Annotated in this window: 18 protein-coding genes and 1 other annotated feature; of the genes, 12 read left to right on the top strand and 6 right to left on the bottom strand. The window is 39.8% G+C overall.

The genetic code is table 11. The features are described 5' to 3' along the window. The first annotated feature begins 102 nt into the window (after nt 1-102). The 4 genes from HCZ91_RS04580 to HCZ91_RS04565 all read left to right on the top strand — a co-directional run bounded on the left by HCZ91_RS04580 (nt 103) and on the right by HCZ91_RS04565 (nt 5,298). On the top strand, nt 103-1,359 hold the full coding sequence (locus HCZ91_RS04580) for a M24 family metallopeptidase (RefSeq protein ID WP_179798489.1): 1,257 nt from the start codon (nt 103-105) through the stop codon (nt 1,357-1,359). A gap of 281 nt (nt 1,360-1,640) precedes the next feature. Then, complete coding sequence (locus tag HCZ91_RS04575) at nt 1,641-3,104, top strand: sodium:solute symporter family protein (protein ID WP_179798463.1); 1,464 nt, start codon at nt 1,641-1,643, stop codon at nt 3,102-3,104. 232 nt (nt 3,105-3,336) lie between these two features. Beyond that, nucleotides 3,337-4,281 carry an EamA family transporter gene (locus tag HCZ91_RS04570; protein WP_226914538.1) on the top strand — a complete coding sequence of 315 codons (945 nt, stop codon included), beginning with the start codon at nt 3,337-3,339 and terminating at the stop codon, nt 4,279-4,281. 789 nt (nt 4,282-5,070) lie between these two features. Continuing rightward, entirely contained in the window at nt 5,071-5,298 is a 228-nt protein-coding gene (locus HCZ91_RS04565; RefSeq protein WP_102093774.1) for a helix-turn-helix transcriptional regulator, read from the top strand. Nucleotides 5,299-6,431: 1,133 nt separating this feature from the next. Here HCZ91_RS04565 and HCZ91_RS04560 read toward each other — a convergent pair. The 5 genes from HCZ91_RS04560 to HCZ91_RS04540 form a co-directional block, all read right to left on the bottom strand. Further along, nucleotides 6,432-7,106 (bottom strand): hypothetical protein, encoded by a 675-nt coding sequence (locus tag HCZ91_RS04560; protein WP_179798462.1) that lies wholly within the window; start codon nt 7,104-7,106, stop codon nt 6,432-6,434. Nucleotides 7,107-7,141: 35 nt separating this feature from the next. Next, the gene (locus HCZ91_RS04555) at nt 7,142-7,981 is read right to left on the bottom strand and encodes a DUF3658 domain-containing protein (protein WP_179798461.1); all 840 of its coding nucleotides are present in this window, start codon (nt 7,979-7,981) and stop codon (nt 7,142-7,144) included. A gap of 296 nt (nt 7,982-8,277) precedes the next feature. Further along, the gene (locus HCZ91_RS04550; protein ID WP_179798460.1) at nt 8,278-8,805 is read right to left on the bottom strand and encodes a hypothetical protein; all 528 of its coding nucleotides are present in this window, start codon (nt 8,803-8,805) and stop codon (nt 8,278-8,280) included. Between the two features lie 39 nt (nt 8,806-8,844). After that, entirely contained in the window at nt 8,845-9,831 is a 987-nt protein-coding gene (locus HCZ91_RS04545) for a hypothetical protein (RefSeq protein WP_179798459.1), read from the bottom strand. Between the two features lie 199 nt (nt 9,832-10,030). Beyond that, on the bottom strand, nt 10,031-11,014 hold the full coding sequence (locus tag HCZ91_RS04540; protein ID WP_179798458.1) for a zinc-dependent alcohol dehydrogenase family protein: 984 nt from the start codon (nt 11,012-11,014) through the stop codon (nt 10,031-10,033). A gap of 168 nt (nt 11,015-11,182) precedes the next feature. On the opposite strand from HCZ91_RS04540, the gene HCZ91_RS04535 reads away from it, so the two are divergent. Next, on the top strand, nt 11,183-12,076 hold the full coding sequence (locus HCZ91_RS04535) for a LysR family transcriptional regulator (RefSeq protein WP_179798457.1): 894 nt from the start codon (nt 11,183-11,185) through the stop codon (nt 12,074-12,076). A gap of 233 nt (nt 12,077-12,309) precedes the next feature. Continuing rightward, nucleotides 12,310-12,534: a DUF3955 domain-containing protein gene (locus HCZ91_RS04530; protein ID WP_179798456.1), complete on the top strand. Its 225-nt coding sequence runs from the start codon at nt 12,310-12,312 to the stop codon at nt 12,532-12,534. 126 nt (nt 12,535-12,660) lie between these two features. Here the strand turns inward: HCZ91_RS04530 and HCZ91_RS04525 are convergent, their stop codons facing one another. Then, the gene (locus tag HCZ91_RS04525) at nt 12,661-13,536 is read right to left on the bottom strand and encodes a LysR family transcriptional regulator (protein WP_179798455.1); all 876 of its coding nucleotides are present in this window, start codon (nt 13,534-13,536) and stop codon (nt 12,661-12,663) included. A gap of 258 nt (nt 13,537-13,794) precedes the next feature. Here HCZ91_RS04525 and HCZ91_RS04520 point away from each other — a divergent pair, with 258 nt between their 5' ends. The 6 genes from HCZ91_RS04520 to HCZ91_RS04495 all read left to right on the top strand — a co-directional run bounded on the left by HCZ91_RS04520 (nt 13,795) and on the right by HCZ91_RS04495 (nt 20,949). After that, nucleotides 13,795-14,673, top strand: a complete 879-nt coding sequence (locus HCZ91_RS04520) for an ABC transporter ATP-binding protein (RefSeq protein ID WP_179798454.1) — start codon at nt 13,795-13,797, stop codon at nt 14,671-14,673. 56 nt (nt 14,674-14,729) lie between these two features. Beyond that, on the top strand, nt 14,730-16,412 hold the full coding sequence (locus HCZ91_RS04515; protein ID WP_179798453.1) for an iron ABC transporter permease: 1,683 nt from the start codon (nt 14,730-14,732) through the stop codon (nt 16,410-16,412). Between the two features lie 77 nt (nt 16,413-16,489). After that, on the top strand, nt 16,490-17,476 hold the full coding sequence (locus HCZ91_RS04510; protein WP_179798452.1) for an ABC transporter substrate-binding protein: 987 nt from the start codon (nt 16,490-16,492) through the stop codon (nt 17,474-17,476). Between the two features lie 108 nt (nt 17,477-17,584). Continuing rightward, entirely contained in the window at nt 17,585-18,721 is a 1,137-nt protein-coding gene (locus HCZ91_RS04505; RefSeq protein ID WP_238050880.1) for a TIGR03364 family FAD-dependent oxidoreductase, read from the top strand. Next, nucleotides 18,721-19,494: a phosphonatase-like hydrolase gene (locus tag HCZ91_RS04500; RefSeq protein ID WP_179798450.1), complete on the top strand. Its 774-nt coding sequence runs from the start codon at nt 18,721-18,723 to the stop codon at nt 19,492-19,494. Before HCZ91_RS04505 ends, HCZ91_RS04500 begins: the two co-directional genes overlap by 1 nt. Before the next feature lie 235 nt (nt 19,495-19,729). After that, nucleotides 19,730-20,949 (top strand): IS3 family transposase gene (locus HCZ91_RS04495; RefSeq protein ID WP_179798449.1). Its coding sequence is split into 2 segments (ribosomal slippage): nt 19,730-20,015 and nt 20,015-20,949, totalling 1,221 coding nucleotides; the frame shifts between segments, so codons are not numbered across the junction. Then, nucleotides 20,005-20,121 (top strand) — a sequence feature (AL1L pseudoknot). (Overlaps the previous gene by 117 nt.) Nucleotides 20,950-21,091 lie beyond the last annotated feature (142 nt).

Here is a 21,091-nt window from a genome sequence, read left to right as displayed (position 1 = left end):
GAACGTGTTCTCAGTTAATTATTACTACTTTGGAGACGTTCCATGTCAGCACTAAAAGACCTTACTAGCACGTTATCTTCTACAGATTTTTCTCGAAAATCGATGAATTCATTAAACCTAACCTCTTTAGATGGCTCATTCGATAATCTGCATCTCCCAAGTCTAATCGAAATTAAAAACGGCCAGAAAGTGCAACCGACTTTTAGTCTTCAAGAATATGCAAATCGTCATGAGAAACTTCGTGAGTATTTAGATAATCATGGCATTGTGGCGGCGCTTTTCACCTCGATACATAACATCAATTACTACTCTGACTTTATATATTGCTCTTTTGGGCGACCTTATGGACTAGTCGTTACTTCAAAAGAAGTTGTGTCAATCTCTGCCAATATCGATGGTGGACAGCCTTGGCGGCGTACTGTGGGCGACAATAATATTGTTTACACTGATTGGCAGCGTGATAACTATTTCAAAGCCATTGCTCAACAAATTCCTCATCACGGACGTGTAGGTATTGAGTTTGATCATTTACCAATGGATCGCTTTGCTAAGCTCAAAGCTATCTTACCCAATGTAGAGTTTGTTGATATTAGCCTAGCATGTATGACCATGAGAATGGTTAAGTCCTCTGAAGAGATAGCGCTAATAACAAAGGGTGCTCAGGTCTGTGATATTGGTGGAGCTGCATTGGTACAGGCTGTTTATGATGGCGTGCCCGAATACGAAGTTGCCTTGGCATCTACACAAGCGATGGTGAAGGCTATTGGTGAGCAGTTTGGTCAAGTGGAACTCATGGATACATGGACATGGTTTCAGTCAGGTATTAATACGGATGGTGCCCACAATCCAGTGACCAATCGTCTTGTCCAATCGGGTGATATATTGAGTCTTAACTGTTTTTCTATGATAGCAGGCTACTATACCGCGCTTGAACGCACATTGTTCTTGGATAAATGTGATGCAGATTCACTACGCTACTGGCAGATAAATTGTGAAGTACATGAAGCAGGTCTTGAGCTTATCAAACCTGGCGTGCGCTGCTGCGATATCGCACATGAGCTGAATAAAATTTATACAAAATACGACTTATTAGAAAAACGCAGCTTTGGTTATGGCCATTCTTTTGGTGTGCTCAGCCATTATTATGGACGCGAGGCAGGACTTGAGCTACGTGAAGATATTGAAACAGTGCTTGAGCCAGGTATGGTCATCTCTATGGAGCCGATGATTATGATTCCAGAGGGCATGCCGGGTGCTGGCGGTTATCGAGAGCATGACATTTTAGTCATCAATGAGACGGGCGCTGATAATATCACAGGCTTTAAGTACGGCCCTGAGCATAATATTATCGGTCGTTAATGTAGGGGGGGTGTCATCAATAAATACTGTCTATATCGAGTGGGCTACCATGAATAATTTCCTTATTTTAAGCTCACCAACATAGATGATGATGCGCCTCGCACGATGCAATTATTTTCACATTTTACTTATTAAGGAAATAACATTATGGACCTGTTTCTTAACAGCTGGACGTTATTTTGGTTCTTGACCATTAATGTACTGACGCTATTACTGGCAGTGAGTTATTTCTTCGTAGAGCGTCATAACAAGTAATGTAGTAAACGATACGAGGAATCGACATGTTTATTAATTGGATGATATTGTTAGCAGCAATTGCGCTTCTCATTGTATTGGCTAGTAAAGCGTCAAAAGTCATGTCAGCAGATGAGGAAAGTGGTTTTTTAGTAGCCGGTCGCTCATTAGGGCCTTTTGTTATGGCAGGTACTGTCGTGGCGACTGGGTTTAGTGGTTGGGGCTTTATGGGTTCACCTGGTGCCGCATACCAATACGGGACGATTGAGCTTTTAGGTAATTTCTTTTTTGCACCAGCCATGGTCGTCGCCGTACTATTCTTTGCGGTCTATTTGCGTAATAGAGCCATGAAGATGGGTAGTAGTACCATTCCTGAATTTATCGTTAACTTGCACTGTAATGATCGAAATTCAATATCTGCTCGCACTTTGCGTATTGTCACGTCTTTGGGCATGATTATATTTTTGACCGTATTTTTGACGGCTCAGATTAGAGCGCTTGGTATGTTAGGTAGTAGCTGGCTCGGTATTTCACCTCTTCTGGCTTCTGCGCTTTTATTGGTAATTATTACTATTTATACCATGGCAGGCGGATTGCTCGCCGTTGCTTGGACCGATACTTTTATGGTGATTGGGATGGCCACTGCTGCCATTTATATAGTGGTTCAGGTGTTCACTGACATTCCGTTAGCAGATATGATGACGCAGCTGAATGCGATAGATCCAAACCTTGTCAATCCAGAAAATTCTAACCCATATGGTAATGCCAAAGCTTCTGTTTTTCTAGTATTTGTCTATGCGCTTATCTTTAGTACTGCATTGCCCTATATGTCAGTACGTTTTTTGGCGATGAAATCTAATATCAGTATTGCCAAAACAGGCTTTTATACGGCCATTCTAGGGTGTATTTTGAGCTTAGTGCCTATCGTTGGCTTATATGTTCGTATCAAAAACCCAGGTCTGATCAATCCCGATGAAGCAATGCCTTGGTATTTAGCCAATGCTATTCCAAGTGTGGTGGGTAGTGTGATCACTTTGTTTATTCTTTTTGCTATGAAATCTACGGCAAACTCTATCTTGCATACCTTATCAACTGCTGCCTCACATGATTTGCGTTTGGCAGTATTTGACAATAAACCTCGCACTGAGGCTGAGCTATTGAAACTGAATAGATTGTGGGTCGCTATTGTGGCTGCTATCGCCTTCATTTCTACCTTCTTCTTACCTGAAGCGATGCTTAGCTATCTAGGAATATTCTCTAGCGGTACCTTAATGGCAGCTTTATCTGGCGTGCTTTTAGTGACTATCTTTTATAAAGGCTCAACGATGGCTGCTATTGCCTCTATTATCATCGGTGCTGTTTGTAGTAGTTATCTCTTAACATCAGGTATTGTCGGCTGGGTAGAGGGACCTCTTATCGGATCAGCTGCATCAGCCATCACTTACTTGGTCGTTAGTGTGTTGGTTCCTAATAGAGTCAAAGTCATATCAGAAGAAGCTGTCAGCGCTTAGATATAGTTACTTATATTTATTAATACTTAACAGAGCCTAAGTTAACCGCTGAGTTTATTGACTGATAGTCATAAATTCAGCGGTTGACGTATTCAGTAAGGCTGGCAAGTATGAGTTGTATAGATAAGCTAATGCTGATTAACACTCAGTTATTTTGTACCAGTTTTATATTTACTCAATGATATTACGAACATTTTATGTTCAATAATAGAGGTGACTAGTCGCGGAAGTATTGAAAATCAGACCTATAGCGGTTGATGTCAAGCCATGGATTGGCACCATACAAATTGTCATGGCGGCCATATGTTGGGGCACACTTGGTATATTTTCGACTTATCTTAGTCAATTAGGTTTTAGTAGTTGGCAAATTACGATATTGCGTATCATAACGGCAGCTATTATTGCTATAGCGATGTTGCCTAAGATCTGGAAACCATTAAGTAGGCTAACACTCGGTCAATGGTTTGGGCTTGGTCTACAATCCCTAATTGGCGTACTGGGTATGACGGTTTGCTACTTATTTGCAGTGCTTCATGTGGGTGCAGGCACGGCAGTCGCATTACTCTATACGGCGCCGGTCTTTAGCTTGATATTCTCGCACCTATTATTAGATGAGCGAATTACTTATAAAGCTGCATTATTAGCAGTTGTAGCAGTGATTGGCGTTGGTATGACTACGATGGGTGGCACTACTGAAGGGAAGTTGGGTATTGCCGTTGGGCTGCTCTCTGGCGTTTGTTACTCTTTGTATGGTGTGCTTGGTAAACGCGCCATGCATCATAAACACTCTGCACCGCTTGTCTTTTTTACGTCAATTTTGTTCAGTGGCATTGTATTATTGTTCATTCCTACCACGTATACAACTTATTATAAGCTGATACAGCTTCCCGTTATTAGCTGGATATATGTACTGGGCTTATCTTTGGTGGGTACGATTGCACCTTTTGCATTATATATGAAAGCATTAGAAAAACTACCAGCCACACGCGCGTCAGTATTTACTATCTTTGAACCTTTGACCGCAATATTTTTGGCAGTGTTGCTCCTGCATCAAATGTTATCAGGTGTTCAATATATAGGTGTTTTTTTGATTTTGCTCGTTGCTCTATTAAATGGGCTAACAAATTCGACCAATGTACAACTGCCGAGATGGTTTAGAAGACAAAAATTATCGTAATTTAGTTTTATAGACATTATTATTTATAATACAACTATCTCAAATCAGTTGCTGAGCTCTCAAAAATATTGAGTTGCGCTACGAGTTAATAGACAGTTATTGAAAGCACTCTAAATATTGAGTATACAGCTTAGAGCTCGATTCCTGTATAGCGCATCGATCACGATTTCATACTATTTTCGGGCTTGTGAAGCGCATTAGTCAATATAAGGTGAATTAAATAAATGGCTCATTTGGATATATAGTTAGTTCAAAATAAAACTGTTTCATGATATGGGCTGTATCTCTTTTATTCTGGATTGACTATAGCCAACGTTTCAAAGGCAGCATTTTTTTGGCAATCTGTTGCTTCTAAAAAATAATTTGATATAAGAGCTACGACTCTAATGGCAGGATGGTTATCATTTCTTCTTAAAGTATGCAGCGTAGAAACTCAGCTCAGATGAAATAGGTATATCCTGGTATAAGTTACTGAAATTACTTATTATTTTATAATAATTACTTGCAATTTCTGTAGATAACAGTAGATATAAATTATATAAGATTTCAGTAAGTATGATTGGATTTCACTATTTATGAAAAAGACTTACCTAAACGATATAAAGCAAAAAGAGCTAAGTGTTCATAAAGCTAATATTGGCTACTATAAAATATTTAATCACCTTATTTTGCCTTACATGTTAAAGAGCGATATTGAATTTTGGACTCGAATTCAGTGTTCGCAAGTGTTTCAAGTAGAAAAGCAAGGTAGTAGAGGGTATTTATTCTACGACAATTGGAGTTTGTAAGATGATAGTTAACCATCTCCCAACTTTACTAGCTGAAAGAAGGCTTAAAGTAGCGGATGCCGTACGAGCAACAGGGGTAAGCAAAACGACGTTGCATAAGATATACAACGATCAATCATCTAGAATTGATTTCGATACTATAGATAAGCTTTGTGAGTATTTAGAAGTAGAGGTAGGAGATATTTTTGAATATGTAAAAGAGGATAAAGAGAAAAATACTAAAAAATAGGTTCTAGCTTACAGTTTAAAGTAGAGGTCAAAAAGAAGATTTTAATTTTAATGGTTTTTAAGGGTCGGTCACGTTTTGGTCACCATCACTTTTTTGAATGATTTAAATCTGATTGCATAATCATGACTATGAGGTGATATAAGAAAGTATTTTTCTCTACAGCCCATATATTACAGACAAAAAAAGCCCCAATCTTAAGATTGGGGCTTTTCGAATCTGGTAGGCGTAATCGGATTCGAACCAACGACCTCTACCATGTCAAGGTAGGTCAACTAAAGTACATATTGTGACAATATCTTACATACATTGATATTTAAGGCCTATAGATATTATACGATTGAATACTTACGACGTAAATTATAATCGAATAAAATTTAACTCGTATTTAGGCACTATATTTTTATAGTATTTTTACCTCTACTATATTGTTGGATTAGACCAATAATATTGAAAGCGAATCCCTAAATGATAAGTAAGTAGAGCCTTCTCATGCTTGATATTCAGAGAAAGGTGACAGGAGGGCTATCTGCTGCTTTTGAGGTTGATATAGTAATGGAGACTATTCAGTCGGTGATAGTATTAAATATCTATAGTTTGAAGACCAAAAAATAGACTATGGTCTAGCCTGTTTTCTACAGTGATGAGAGGATTAGTTACTACAAGATAATGATTTGATAGAGAAGGGCATGATGCAAAAATCTGAGGCTTCAGGACGTAATACGAGCTATGAGTTAACTCTGGAGAGCTTTTATAATGTCAAGTCTATCGTGTTAAGACAAGGTATATGAGCAGATTCCTGTTAATACGCTTGGTTTATAAAGTGCGGTTCTACGGTTTCTTCAGCATAGCTCAAATACTTTGCTGACTAATTTTCATAGCAAGCTCAGCACTAAAAAATGGGCGACAATAACCAAGTGCTCTATAGACACTGCACTACGAGATATTAATGATTTAGTAGAGAAGGGTATGATACAAAAATTTGTAGCATCAGGGCGTAGTACGAGTTATGAGTTGGTTCTATTATAAAAATCATATTTTTCAAGTCTACTATTACAGAAAATAAATAGTCTGTTAATAGGTTTAAAAGGCTTTATAGACGGTTCCGCTGGGATATACCCAAAGCCAATAAATAATTATTCTACAATCACATTTTCAATCAGGGTCATCTCTTCGCCCACTTTAAACGTCAGGTCGTGAAAACTGGATCTGACATTTTTATTTTGGTCAGTCTCTGTTGGGTACTGACGTATGTTGATATTAACAGTATCTTGTCCATCATAGCTTATCGCAGTCAGAGTGCTGTACTTGCCTAGGAGCTGTTGATCGTATTGAGTAATATTATTGGTAATATAATCTAGCTCGAAAAATCCTAAATACAGTGAGTTGCTGGGTAGGTTTGGATTATCTAGAGTAGACAGTGTTTCATCTGACACAGCGTTACTATTGGTTAATGTATAAGGAACGATGAACTTAACAATATTTTGATTTTTTGAGCCATTTAATGCGGTGATATTTCTATAGTCCAGTGACACTGAATAATTTTTATTATCTGCTAATACACCTCTCACATACGGTTTGCTATCTTGGCTGTCATTGGCACTGACAAACTCAGTTAACGCCACTTGATTCTTGTGGTCAGGAAAAGTGATATAAAACTGTCTATCAGTTTCGATACTAAACAGTTTCTGCATGACTTCAGATGGCTCTTTCTTTAATTGACTTTCTAGTCTTGTATTAGCGTACTGGCAGCCACTTAGCGTGACTAATGTCACTAACGAGATGATTGAGCCAGATTTCAAAACATTCATGATATTTTCCTAGAATTTAGGGCTGGTGATTATGATTAATCTCTGACTCGAACTTGTAACTGACGCGGCTGATCCAAATCTCCTTGATACTCAAGACTGGTATTTTGGATTAAATAGTAGACTCGAGCGATAATGAAAGTGTCTGTAATAAGCTGCTCACTTAACCCCAGAACACGGCCAACCAATGCCATCATTAATACAAAATTTCCTTGACCTTGTTCTTGGCATTGCGTCAGTATTTGTTTATCAAAATAATCTTCACCAACAGATTTGACTTCGTTGCTCTCAAAAATTCGCAATAAGCTGTCAGGTCGCTTCGAGGACTTAACGAGCGTTTGCCATAGTTGTGCATATTGCACGCAATCTACGGGATTAATCTTTTTTTCTTGATTATGCAGGAAATCTAACATTTCAAGAGAACAGGCACCCACTCCACGTAGCATATGAGTAGAGAGGTTATAGTCGTTAATACTGATATGGTAGAGTTTATGCTCATCAATTATATGGCAACACAAATAGAGTAACGACCGTTCAGGCGCATTATCTCCATGCCATATAACCACTTTGTGGTAATGAGTAAAGTTAAAGTGACATAATTTACTGATGTCTTTAGTAATATCTATTAACCATTGATCTTCAATAGTTGCGTCAGCGAATTCTTCGAGATGCGCTATTTGTAACATATCAAATAGATAGTTGGCTCGTTGGTTTAACAATTGATGATCATTGACTTTATTACCGTCATATAAAGGGCCAATGGCCAAATAGTCATCAAAGCACAATACTTGGTTTGTACCATCAAGCTTATTTTGTTCGAAATAATGTTTTAAAGTGCCAGAAGCTGATGCGCCGTTAACAATATGAAGGGTAAGCATGACATATGTCCTGTTTGCAAAAATGAGCATCAAAAAGAAAAGTTTAATTTTTCATCGAGCACTGTTCTTAAGCTTCTTTATCTATGATTGCTTCGCTTATTCTTTATATATTGTTTGACTGAAATAATAATTAGAGCGATCAAAATTGGATAAATAATGAATATATCTACTCTTATTATCGCTCCAACTTGTGTTCTAGACCATATACCTATATAAATTTCCCATACAATACAAAAGACTATGGCGATTATCGTTGCCATTTGCACTTTGGTAATTTTTTTCACAGGTTTTCTCTCTTATTTACTCTCAAGATAGGTTGAAAATGCAGAAGTATGTGCAAATATTTTAGATTGCTCATCCCATCTCCAGTATTTTCGCGTTTCTTCAGTATCGCCTGTTGGGGTCGGAATTACCCATACTGACGTTAAAATATTGCTTTCCTGTTCAAATGTAACATATGTGCCATTACCACCCCATTCTTTATCTTCTGGTAAAGGGTAAACCGTTCCATTTCGGCTATCGACCATCGCACCACTGACACAGCCTGAACCACAGCCCCATGTTATTACTACGTAATGGTTTGCAAAATTTACTTCCTGTTTTGCATATTCCCCACTAATCACAGTTCTATAACGTTTTGCAATTGGATGACTGTCAAAATTTATATTCGATTTTTCGATAGCTATTGGTTTAGCTTTTACCAGCGCCGTCTCTTCAAATACAGTATTAATAGCTGTAGTTTGAACAAGGTCCATATTTGTACAGGCACTAGTTAATACAGTTAATGCTAAAATTAACTGTATTTTAAAGTTTTTATATAGCACTTGCTTTATCCTATTATCCAGTAAACTTTTAAGAGGTGCTTAAAACTCATTAACCGCGTCAACCACAAACTGACGAGAAGCTTCACCCTCGATCATACGATACTGGATTTGGCGTGTTTTACCTTGTGGATTGGCATTGCTATCGTTTTCTAAATAGAGTGGGTAACGTCTAACCAACACATTCTCAACTAGCAAAAATTCATCATGCCCCATATAACCTTGTTTGAGTGTATCAGTCAGCTCTGGATAAGAGACTTGACTCCACGACAGCCCTTTATTGCTCGAATAAGCAATCACGTCACCATATGAGCCACTACCCACACTTTGGGTGAATACTAGAATTTCAGGATATCCATCGCCATTCATATCACCCACATCAGCACTAACAACAGGATCGCTAATTGGTCGCTCAATAATGTCTTCGCCTATAGGCTGGATTTTTAAGACATAACCACCATTGCCGTCAGAGGTGCTGGTCACTTGAGTAGAAAAATCACCATAGTTGAGTGATGTAGCGTATTGCGAATTGTCCAATTGTTGAGTGTCCAGCGTATCGCTTAATTTTTGATATACGCCACCAAGCGTTGCACCGCCGCTACAATAAAAAGCTGTTTTTTGTAGATAGGCTTCTTCACCTTCAATGGATAAGCTATTGTCATTAAAGCGCAAATAAACGGGGTTATTATCTACCCAAAACTGATACCGTCCATCATGAGCTTTATGAAGTACGGTGTCTAATGTACAAGTAGGTTTCTTTTTGTCTATGCGAGAACGAATAGACACACTAATAGCATCTTGACCAGCATCACGTACGCTGATCGCAAACCAGTCATAACCCTCGTTACGCTTTGTATAGCCATCTGTGACGTAATCGCCCGTTATATTGTTAGTATACTTATCGGTTGAGGTTGTCGTCGGTAGGTCGTTTTGTAAAACCGTTGTTGTCTCAAGGCCCTGTGTATTAGTGTTCTGGCACGCAGTCAGACTTAATAACAGCACGCTTGGCAGTAACGTTTTTCTCATCATAATTTTTATTCCTTCAGAAGATCGTTATATGGGCCATTCATAATAAATTTATGACAGCCCACATCATTTAGCAATTTAAAAAACCATTATCCATTCTTGGCGTGGAATATTGGTTTGTACCCATTTCTCTCGATGGGGTCTAAGTCAGGGCACTAGGATAGAGGAGTTCAAAGCCTGTGACCGTGTCTATTCGGTAACCTTACCACTCTATAGTAAGCGTAATTTTACCCACTGCTTTACCTGATTCAAGGTGGTCATGCGCGCGCGCTACCTCCCAAATAGAGTAGTTACTATCATCTATGATAGGCGTGATTTTGCCACTATCGACCAGCTCTGCAATCATTTTCAGGATACGACCGTGCGATTCATGGTTGACGCCATGAAATAATGGGATGAGCACTAAAACAGCGTGAAAGGATAAGGCTTTGAGAGCAACTTGCAATGGATCAGCAATCGGTAAAATAGTGGCGACATGGCCATTGAATCTAACTGCTTGAAAAGATTTTTGTATATTATCACCAGCTACTGTATCAAAAACTTTGTCAAAACCCACGCTGTCAGTATACGTCGCCACATAGTCATCAACCTCCGCTGTTGTATAATCCACTAGATGATCCGCGCCTAGTGTTTGTGCTAGTGCACAATTAGCAGGAGAGTAGGTAGCAGTGACTGTCGCGCCAAGTACTTTTGCTAGCTGAACGGCAATATGACCAACGCCCCCTGTTGCACCATGAATCAGGACATTATCGCCTTCTTTGACATTCATTTTTTGTACGAGTGCTTCATAAGAAGTGAGTGCGACCAACGGCAAGGCTGCAGCTTGCTTCATACTGAGTGTTTTAGGTTTTTTAGCCATTAAACGCACATCAACTAACATGAATTCAGCAAGTGCACCATCAATACCGTTGAGGCCACCAGCCATACCATAAACTTCGTCACCAACACTAAATTCAGTGACGTCGGCACCTATCTCGCTCACAATACCAGCTACATCACCGTGTAGTATCTCTGGCAAATTCTCCGACCAAGGCAGCTCGACTGAGCGCAGCATGGTATCAATAGGGTTCACACTAGTGGCTTTCACTTCCACAACCATATGACCTAGTGTTGCCGTTGGTTTTGGTTTTTCTTCCAATTGAAAAACTGCAGTTGTACCGATTTCTTTAATGATCATCGCTTTCATGTTATTACCCTTTACTGGTGTGAATGTCTTATTGTTTGTTTCAGGACAATAAGTTTAGACGTTGCTAATCCAGCAAACCATTACCCAGTAAACAAATTACTTTTGCTTTTTGAGCAAGCCATGGTTACAGTTAAATGGAATACCTATCAACTTAATAGAGGAGTGGCAATGAGCTCAATAAATCGACTGGCATACTTCAATAGTGTTGTCGAAACCGGTAGCATTTCAGAGGCCAGCCGCATCTTTGATGTACAGCCGTCTTCCATTTCACGGCAGTTAGCAGTGCTTGAAAAGGAGTTGGGCGTACGTCTGCTCAATAAAACGACCAGAAACACCAGTTTGACTGAAGCGGGGCACAAATATTACGAATACTCTCAGCGAATTGTGTCAGAGTTTGATAATGCCAAAAGAGCCGTTAATGACCTGCAAATAATGCCACAGGGTAAGCTGAAAATCAGCATGACAGTCGGTTTTGGTGAAAGCATGGTATTACCGTTAATACCGAAATTTATGTCGTTATATCCAGATATTGATATAAAAATTGAGTTAACAGAGCGGGTTGTGGATCTTATAGAAGAAAATATTGACGTAGCTATTCGAAGTGGACGCTTATCTGATTCGACCATGATTGACAGACGCTTGGTATTTAATGATTTTCTACTGTGTGCAAGCCCCCAATATTTAAAAAATAATGGCACGCCTCGTAGGATTGACGATCTAGCTGATCACCAATGTATCCGATATGGTTATAACGGTTGGAAAGAGTGGTTTTTGATAGCAGAAGATCGTAAAAAGTTGATTATTAATAGTCAGGTTTCAGTGAACTCAGTGAATGGTCAGAAGCAGCTGGTATTGAATCATACAGGTCTGACGCTAATACCACTGTGGGCTGTTAAAGATGAATTGGCGAAAGGGTCATTAGTTCAAGTCATGCCAGATCATGTTTTTAGTCCCTATGAAGAACTGAGTGCTACTTACGCTATTTATTTAAAGCGAGATATGGTTTCACCAAAAACACGTGTTTTTTTAGATTTTCTAGTAGAACAGATGATAGTGATTTGAGTTTGGATCTACAGCTTGATCTCACAAGTTTTTATAGTCAACGACAGATAAATTCACTTTCATGAATATTGATAATTTTAAAGACCGAGTATGAATAGTTTATGAAAAAATAGGAGCGCGCCCAATCCGCGTATTATTTCATATACGATATAGGCCTAGGCACTCATGACTTGATGAATGCTTCTAAATTTAAAATGACTTATTATGCTTAAATATGAGCCTATGGAGCTTTTATGACGTCTAAATTATTTGTTAGTGGCTCAATTATGCTGGCCCTTGCTGCACTGTCTGGACTGATGGAAAGCTTGTTTTACGGTGACATTGGTTCTGATGGCGTGCTTCAAGAAAGCCTGTTTTTACCTCTGACTTTTATTTTTTTAGCCTTAGCACTAATCCTTTATTGCTTATCACTAATCATGCAGGTAAAAATAAGCGTGACCGGTACTCAAATGAACTAAACACTTACTCCACAACCACATTAATTGTTCCCAAGAGATCAATTATGATAAATGGATTTGATGCAGAAAACTTACTTCGCAAGATACGTATATATTGAAAACATTAGGATGCTTTTTTCAAATAGTCTAACCAGAGGTATCTAAAGAGTTCATCAAAGCAGTCACCACTAAGTTGTTTACATTTTTGAGTGAAAAGACCACCTCATCATAATCTGAAGGTAGCTCCGCAATGGGTACCTTCACAAAACCACCTTTTCTGATCGCGCTTTCGCTCCATGCAAATCCCACACCTAAGTTTTGGTAAACCGCATCGTAAACACTTTCTTGGGTGTTTACGATATACGTAGGGGTTATCTCTAAATTAATTTTTGCTAGCGCCTCATTTATAAGTTTTTGAGTGGTAGAGCCGTGCGTGCGGAATATAACGGTTTCGGTCGCTAATTCAGTTAAGCTTATAGATTCTCTTGATGCAAAAGCATGGTTCGGTGAGCACAAAGCAACAAGCCTTTGGGTAGCACATTTCTTAAACTGTAACTTGTCACTTTTTGGAACATTTGCAAGAATACCAACATCTACCTGACCGTTAACCACTCTACTAAACGTTTCATGGAAATTACCAAAATAGATTTCAGTCTGTAGCTTGGGATAGCGCTTACTAAACTGCCTAATAATTTCAGTGCCCGGCAGCGGGCTGCATAGACCCACCTTCAATATAGCTGATTCAAAAACTTTACTCCTTTGAATCAGCTGATCTAGTTCATCTTCAACTGCTTGCACTTTACTCGTTAACGTTCCAAGCTCTAAGCAGTAATCTGTTGGCACAAAGTGCCTGCCACGCTGCATAAATAGCTTAAACCCAAGATTGTTTTCAAGCGTAGATAATGCTTGGCTAATGGCAGATTGAGACACACCCAAATGTTTAGCCGCCTGCGTGTAATTACCTTCCTCAAGCACAGAGTTTAAGATATTTAGCTGATTATAGGTGTAAGGTTTTTTCGTCATATGACCCCCGTTTTTCATATAGGTTTCAGTTGCAGAGACTGTCAGGCTTATCTCTGGGAAGTACGAGAAGTTATACACGATAAATAAGACTGAATGATTAAATGTATAAGCTAACCTTATATTTGACACCAAACTGTCATATTCATCTTCTATATTAGTTACGTGTAAACGATTAAAGCATTGAACAATTTATTTCAGTGTATCTGCTTGAGTTATTACTCACTGCCAACCCCACAATATAAGTTTGGGCTGAAAATTATGTTAGAACTAAGAAATGTGACTAAGAAGTATGATGGCAAAGTTATTTTTGAGGATATCTCCCTAAAGGTAAATAAGGGTGAGATTGTTTCAATATTGGGCCCATCTGGCTGTGGGAAAACCACGTTGCTGCATATTATTTTAGGTCTAACCGATATTAGTTCTGGTCGACTTGCCTATGATAAGGAAGACATCACACGTGTGCCTATGAAGCACAGAGGTTTCAATATTGTATTCCAAGACTATGCGTTGTTCCCTAACTTGAATGTAAAGCAGAATATTGAATATGGGCTACGTAATAGACCTAACGTCAGCACACAAGCGGAGGTTAATGAGCTGGTTGACCTTTTGGAGATTAAGCCGCATTTGAACAAGCGAATCAGCCAGCTCTCTGGTGGGCAAAAGCAGCGTGTTGCATTAGCGCGTACTCTAGTGATGAAGCCGAAAATTTTATTATTAGATGAGCCTTTATCTGCCTTAGACGGGGTTATTAAAGAGACCATTAAGGCACGTATTCGCGAGATTGCAGAGCGTTATGAGCTAACCACTTTGATTGTGACACATGATCCTGAAGAAGCGATGACACTCTCTGATCGCATTTTGTTGTTATCAGACGGCAAAGTAGCTCAATATGCCAAACCATCAGAAATCATCAAAAACCCTGCCAATGATTTTGTTAAGAGCTTTATCTTAAATCAGCTCAATATCAAACGTCGTAATATCTTGAGCCTATTTGAAACGGACGATGCACCAGCTGATCCATTAGAAAAATACACTCAAATGAGACCTGTGCTAGATGGCAGTTCAGTCACTGAAGATATCAATTCCATAATCCAGCGCACAGCTGCTAAATCCATTAAAGATACCTCCAAAGGTTAATCGCACTAGGCCAATGCTGGTCTTTCAAAACTTACTTATTTTGCGCGTAGGTCATTATGAAACTTAATAACTCACCGCTAATGAAAGCTTCGTGGCTTTTCATTGGTGCGCTATTTCTCGTCTTTATGTTTGTGCCTTTGGGTAAAATGTTGGTGCTGTCATTTAATGTGGCTGATGGATTAGGTATAAGCCACTATGTCGATATCATCAGCAGTAATGACTTCAGACAAGTGATGTTAAATAGTTTTTTTGTCGCCATTGTTAGTGCGATGAGTGCCACCTTTTTGGCATTTATCCTTGCTTATACGGTGCACTGGACTAACTTGCCAAAGGGCTTTAAACAAACCATTAAGCTTGCATCACTCTTTCCCATGCTATTGCCAACAGTGACTTATGGATTTGCCATTATTTACACCTTTGGTAAGCAAGGTCTGCTCACCAAGATAATTGGCTTTCAGTTGTTTGAAGACATATATGGTTTCTATGGTATGTGGCTTGGCTACACCATCTATACCTTACCAATAGCCTTTTTACTGCTTAACAATACCTTTCAATATTTGGATAAGAAGTTCGTGATCGTATCAGAACTGATGGGCGATTCACGCTTACGCCAGATAGATATGACGGTCATTCGTCCCTTAATTGGTACTTTTGCAGCCGCTATCATTCAATGCTTCTTTTTGGCCTTTACTGACTTTGGTATTCCAGCCTCTATTGGTGGTCAGTATAAGGTTATAGCCACTGAGCTTTATACCCAAATACTGGGTGCATCTCCCTCGTTTGAAAAGGGCTCTGTGGTTGCCTTGTTCATGTTAATCCCCTCTGTCTTGAGTATTCTACTGCTTTGGTATGTGGCTCGATTTAATGTCAGGTATGACTCAGTAGAGCATTTTGACTTGCCTACCTCTAAAGTCAAAGACAGGATTCTTGGGGTATTGTCCAGTGGCATTTTGATTTCACTGTTATTCGTATTTGCTGTGATATTCATCATTCCATGGATTAAGACATGGCCTTACGAGATGGCGTTTAGTACAGACACCTTTACTAAGGTGATCGAGTCCTCGAACCTAATGCGAGTGTATAAGAACTCACTTATTGTCGCGACCTTAACGGCTGTTTTTGGCACTATTATTACCTATGTTGCCGCGTTGATATACGAGCGCTCAGGGTTATTCAAGATAGGGAAGTTAACGATCGAAAGCTCAGCATTAGTAACCAATACAGTTCCAGGTATGGTTATTGGTATTGCTTACCTGATGGTTTTCTCAGGCTCATCGATATCGAACACCATCTTCATTATTGTGATTAGTAATATCATTCATTACTTCTCGACACCTTATCTCATGAGTAAAAACGCACTATCAAAAATGAACCTAGGTTGGGAGACCACAGCTTCTTTACTTGGAGACTCATGGCTACAGTCTTTACGCCGAATTGTTGTACCCAACTCAATATTTACGCTTATCGAAGTAGCATCGTACTTCTTTATCAGTGCGATGGTCAGCATCAGTGCTGTGATATTTATTTCAGGTGCAAAGACGATGGTGCTTACTACAAAAATTGTTGAACTACAGCACTTCGCCCGCTTTGATGAGATTTTTATATTGTCGCTGATGGTACTACTCACAAATATCACGGCATTAATATTCTTCGCAGTGGCGCGATATCTTTATACCAGAAGCATTAATGGCACAACAAAAATAAAAGTGAAAAAAACCACAGTGACGACGGTCGCTTAGATATTTCAAAACAGTTTAGGCCTTAATGTGATGAAAACTAATTTAATTTTTAACTATTCAAATAATCAGGGAAAACAATGAATTTATTTAAAACGATAATAACGGGATTAACTTGTGGAGTTTTAGTAGCAGGTTGTGGGTCGCAAAGCTCGGGAGATACGGCTGGCGAGGAGGTGATTATTTATAGTAATGCTGATGAAGAGGCAGTCGAGGTTATTCAAGAGGTGCTTGATGAGGCAGGCTTTGAAGGACAATACATATTTCAATCATTCGGAACAGGTGAGCTTGGTGGACGACTATTAGCAGAAGGAAAAAATATTGAAGCTGATATGGTGACAATGAGCTCATTTTATATCGAAAGTGCTCAAGCAAAGAACCCAATGTTTAAAGCGTTAGCATTTACGGCAAATCCACAGATTGCGACGCCTAATTATTATGCACCGATCCTCAGCTTTACGGGTGCCATCTTACTCAATACCAAAGAGATGGAAGCCAATAATCTCCCCATACCTACCAGTGCCAAAGACTTAGCGAATCCTATTTATAAAAATCAAATTTCTATGGTTGATCCAAATGGTTCATCAACTGGTTGGTTGTTTGTACAAGACATTGCTGCTGAATATGGCACCGATGCTGAAGGTCAACAAATCATGAATGCTATTCGTGAAAATGCAGGACCTAATTTAGAGCTATCTGGCTCTGGTCCTCTTAAAAAGGTAATGGCAGGTGAGGTGCCTATCGGTTTCGGTCTACGTCATCAGGCAGTCGCTAATAAGGCAAAAGGTTTACCAATTGATTTTGTTGATCCTAGTGAAGGTAATTACACATTGACTGAATCGGTTGCTGTTATTGATAAAGGAGAGAAAACCAATCCTAAAGCAATGAAAATGGCTGAGTTAATTGTCACTAAAGCTCGCCCACGTTTATTAGAAATTTATCCAAATATTGTGTATGACGGTGAGACAGTAGCTGCTGAAAATCAGATTGATAACTCTAAGACCTATCCAGAGCCATTAACTGCCGAGCTGTTAGATAAGCACCGTGCTTTTTTCCATGGTGAGTAATTTTAGTTGAATCAAAATAATGCCCATTCATGCTTAGCTATATTAGTTCATAGGTTAAGCAAGTAGAGGGCTAATTAATAAAGATATATGGGAAGAGCAGGTATGACAATGAGCAAAATACTTTCTGATAAAACATACGATGTCGTTGTAGTAGGTGGGGGTATCGTTGGGCTGGCAAGCGCCTACGCCGCCGTTAAAAAGGGGCTGAGTGTTGCGGTTGTAGAACGCCAATCTCAGAACAAAGATGCTTCTGTTCGTAATTTTGGATTTGTGACCGTTAGTGGTCAGCGTCGAGGTGAGCATTGGCAACGCGCCATGCACTCTCGTAATGTTTGGGCCGATATTGCGCCAAAAGCAGGTATTCAGGTAGAGCATATCGGTCTGCATATGTTAATGCAGCGACCTGAAGCGGTAGATGTTGCACAAGCTTTTTTAAAGACAGAAATGGGTGAGGGGTGCCGACTACTGACACAGTCTGAAATTAATGAAGCCGCGCCTTATCTGAACAAGGGAAAAGGGGTGTTATATAGTCCTCATGAGCTTCGAGTGGAGTCTAATACTGCAGTCGCTAAGCTGGCTCATTGGTTACAAGAGACGCAGAGTGTGAATTTTTACAACCATACTACAGTGACTTCAGTGGAATTACCAAAAGTGCATACCAGTCGCGGTGTACTTAATGCTGAGCACTGTGTGGTCTGCCCCGGAGCGGACTTTACTGGCTTATATCCAAACGTGTTCACTAAGACAAAGGCTAAAATGTGCACGCTAAATATGATGCGAGTCATGCCCAAAAAAACATTTAAATTAAATGCTGCTGTCATGTCAGATTTAAGCTTTGCCCGTTATGATGGATTTGCTCAGTTACCTGAAGCTACGGTACTAAAAAGCTTACTTGACGATATTCAAAGTGTAGAGCGTCAAGCAGGTGTCCACCTAATTGTGGTTCAGTCTGAAGATGGCTCACTAATCATTGGCGATAGTCATGATTATAGTGATAGAGAACTACCGTTTAGAGACACTCAAATTGATGATCTAATCATTAATGAATTTAAGCAGGTGATGGATATTGGTGAGATGGATATTACTCAGCACTGGTTGGGTGTATATCCAAGTGCAGATGACGTGGTATTTAAGGCATCACCTGAAAAAGGCGTGGTGGTCGGTGCAGTCACCAGTGGTACAGGGGCATCAACAGGTTTCGCATTTGGCGAAGAGTTAATTGAATTGGTATTGGAATCAAAGTAATGAATACAGCAAATAATAATATAATGAGCAGCAGCTCACATGGTGATAGTTTAAACAGTATTAAAAACAAATTTTTTGATATTAAGCTCTGTGTGTTTGATATGGCTGGCACAACAGTAAATGAAGGTAACCTAGTCTATAAAACCGTATGTAATGCCATCAATGAAGCACTGAATAGCGCTGGCAAGTCAGATAAACAAGTGAGTCTTGAGTTATGTTTAGAATATGGTGCAGGGAAAGAAAAACGCAACGCCATCCGCGATATTTTAAACAGGTTAGATTTATCTGATGCTTGTATTGAGTTGTTAACGGATACTGCGTTTGCTACCTTTAAAAACAGTCTTGCAACTGCCTATAGCAAGGAGACCTTATCTGAGTTTGAAGGCATGTCAGAGTTGTTCGAGCAGTTAAAGGTGAGCGGTCGTAAAGTGGTATTAAATACAGGATATGATGCTAAGACTGCTAATAAAATTTTAACTATCTTAGGTTGGTCTGTGGGGGATCAAGTAGATGCATTAATAACAGCCGATGATGTAGACAATGGCCGTCCAGGCCCTGATATGATTACTCTTGCAATGAAACAGGTTAATATTGATAACTCACAGCAGGTGTTAAAAGCAGGGGATAGTGGTATCGATATTGAAGAAGGTAGGAATGCAGGGTGTGGGCTAGTTTTAGGTGTGCTATCTGGTGCACAAAATGAGCAGCAGCTGTTAAGATACTCACCTGATGCAGTTTTAGACAAGCTGACTGAATTAAAAGAGCTTATTTAGCTTAAAGCTAGGTCTAAGCTTCAAAATATAAAACAGAATAGTAAAGCCATAAAAGCAATGACTTTTATGGCTTTTTTAATTTGGATAAAATATCTCAGATTCTGTGTAATTGACGTTTAGGTTAAAGGCTTACTGATACAGTCATCAAACATAAAGCGATCTAAAACAGACGTCCAGTCACGGATTGAACCGCCCCGGAATTGTCGGAGACTCAACATTCTGAGAGAATACGACAATGAAAAAACAAACCTACACTCCTGAGATTAAAGAACGCGCCGTTCGCATGCTGATAGAAGCGTTGGGCGACTATCCCTCCACATGGTCAGCGATTCAAGCCATTGCCCCTAAGATTGGCTGTACGCCTGAAACCCTGCGGTCGTGGCATAAAAAACACATCGATCAAACTATTCCTGCATCGGTGCAAGCGCAAAGTGATAAAGAGCGCATCAAGGAGCTTGAACGCGAATGCAGAGAGCTCAAGCAAGCCAATGAGATCATACGTAAGGCTGCCGCTTTTTTCGCCCAGGCGGAGCTCGACCGCTGACTAAAATCATGATTCAATTCATCGACGATCATAAGAATAATTATGGGGTCGAGCTGATCTGTAGAGTATTACCGATTGCCCCATCAACCTATCACCGTGCTAAAGACTTGGAGAGCTACCCTGAAAAACGCTCACTGCGCAGTCAGCATGACGACTACTATCTCAGCGAGATTAAACGCATCTGGCAGGACAGCAAATGCCGTTACGGTGCGCGTAAAGTATGGCAGCAGATGAAAGCTGACGGGTTAAAGGTTGCTCGGTGTACCGTAGAGCGATTAATGAAGCAGTATGGCCTACAAGGCGTCTGGCGTGGCAAAGGCAAGATTACCACCAACAGCCGTGACGACCAAAAGCGCGCTGATGACTTAGTCAATCGTAACTTTAGCGCTTATCGTCCTAACCAGCTGTGGGTTGCAGATTTTACCTATATCAAGACGACAAGCGGCTGGGTCTATACCGCTTTTATTATTGATGTGTTTGCCCGTGCTATCGTTGGTTGGAAGGTATCTAATCGTATGAACACCGATATGGTGATGGCGGCTTTAAATCAAGCAATAGCAGATAGAAACCATCCCAAAGATATCATTCATCACAGTGATCGAGGGGTTCAGTACTTATCCATTCGCTATACTGATAAAATGACGGATTCTGGCGTGATTGTCTCTGTTGGTACAACAGGCGACTCTTATGACAACGCATTGGCTGAAACGGTCAATGGGCTTTATAAGTCTGAGGTGATTCATTATTTAAAGCAAAACTGGACTGGTGTGAACGATGTTGAACTGGCAACCCTTGAGTGGGTGGACTGGTTTAATAAAACACGACTGCATAGTACGATTGGTTATGTGTCACCTTTTGATTTTGAAAAGCGGTATTATGATAATTTAACCCTGTCAGGCATCGCTGCCTGACTCAAGTAAATCACTCTCCGATAAAGTCGGGGCGGTTCAGTTTCCTCAGCATAGCTCAGTGATTACTCAATATGGCATTAAAAAACCGAACGTCTGCTTTAAGGCGCGTTCGAATTACATTGATGACCATGTATGTCAGCAA

This window comes from Psychrobacter sp. BI730 (genome assembly GCF_013414195.1).
GTDB lineage: Bacteria > Pseudomonadota > Gammaproteobacteria > Pseudomonadales > Moraxellaceae > Psychrobacter.
This window is presented reverse-complemented; position numbering and strand designations above follow the sequence as displayed.

Coding starts and splice junctions, on each gene's coding strand:
- HCZ91_RS04525 (WP_179798455.1), bottom strand. CDS start 13,536: ATGACGAAAAAACCTTACACCTATAATCAGCTAAATATCTTAAACTCT.
- HCZ91_RS04545 (WP_179798459.1), bottom strand. CDS start 9,831: ATGATGAGAAAAACGTTACTGCCAAGCGTGCTGTTATTAAGTCTGACT.
- HCZ91_RS04520 (WP_179798454.1), top strand. CDS start 13,795: ATGTTAGAACTAAGAAATGTGACTAAGAAGTATGATGGCAAAGTTATT.
- HCZ91_RS04580 (WP_179798489.1), top strand. CDS start 103: ATGAATTCATTAAACCTAACCTCTTTAGATGGCTCATTCGATAATCTG.
- HCZ91_RS04535 (WP_179798457.1), top strand. CDS start 11,183: ATGAGCTCAATAAATCGACTGGCATACTTCAATAGTGTTGTCGAAACC.
- HCZ91_RS04505 (WP_238050880.1), top strand. CDS start 17,585: ATGAGCAAAATACTTTCTGATAAAACATACGATGTCGTTGTAGTAGGT.
- HCZ91_RS04515 (WP_179798453.1), top strand. CDS start 14,730: ATGAAACTTAATAACTCACCGCTAATGAAAGCTTCGTGGCTTTTCATT.
- HCZ91_RS04530 (WP_179798456.1), top strand. CDS start 12,310: ATGACGTCTAAATTATTTGTTAGTGGCTCAATTATGCTGGCCCTTGCT.
- HCZ91_RS04575 (WP_179798463.1), top strand. CDS start 1,641: ATGTTTATTAATTGGATGATATTGTTAGCAGCAATTGCGCTTCTCATT.
- HCZ91_RS04560 (WP_179798462.1), bottom strand. CDS start 7,106: ATGAATGTTTTGAAATCTGGCTCAATCATCTCGTTAGTGACATTAGTC.
- HCZ91_RS04555 (WP_179798461.1), bottom strand. CDS start 7,981: ATGCTTACCCTTCATATTGTTAACGGCGCATCAGCTTCTGGCACTTTA.
- HCZ91_RS04510 (WP_179798452.1), top strand. CDS start 16,490: ATGAATTTATTTAAAACGATAATAACGGGATTAACTTGTGGAGTTTTA.
- HCZ91_RS04500 (WP_179798450.1), top strand. CDS start 18,721: ATGAATACAGCAAATAATAATATAATGAGCAGCAGCTCACATGGTGAT.
- HCZ91_RS04565 (WP_102093774.1), top strand. CDS start 5,071: ATGATAGTTAACCATCTCCCAACTTTACTAGCTGAAAGAAGGCTTAAA.
- HCZ91_RS04540 (WP_179798458.1), bottom strand. CDS start 11,014: ATGAAAGCGATGATCATTAAAGAAATCGGTACAACTGCAGTTTTTCAA.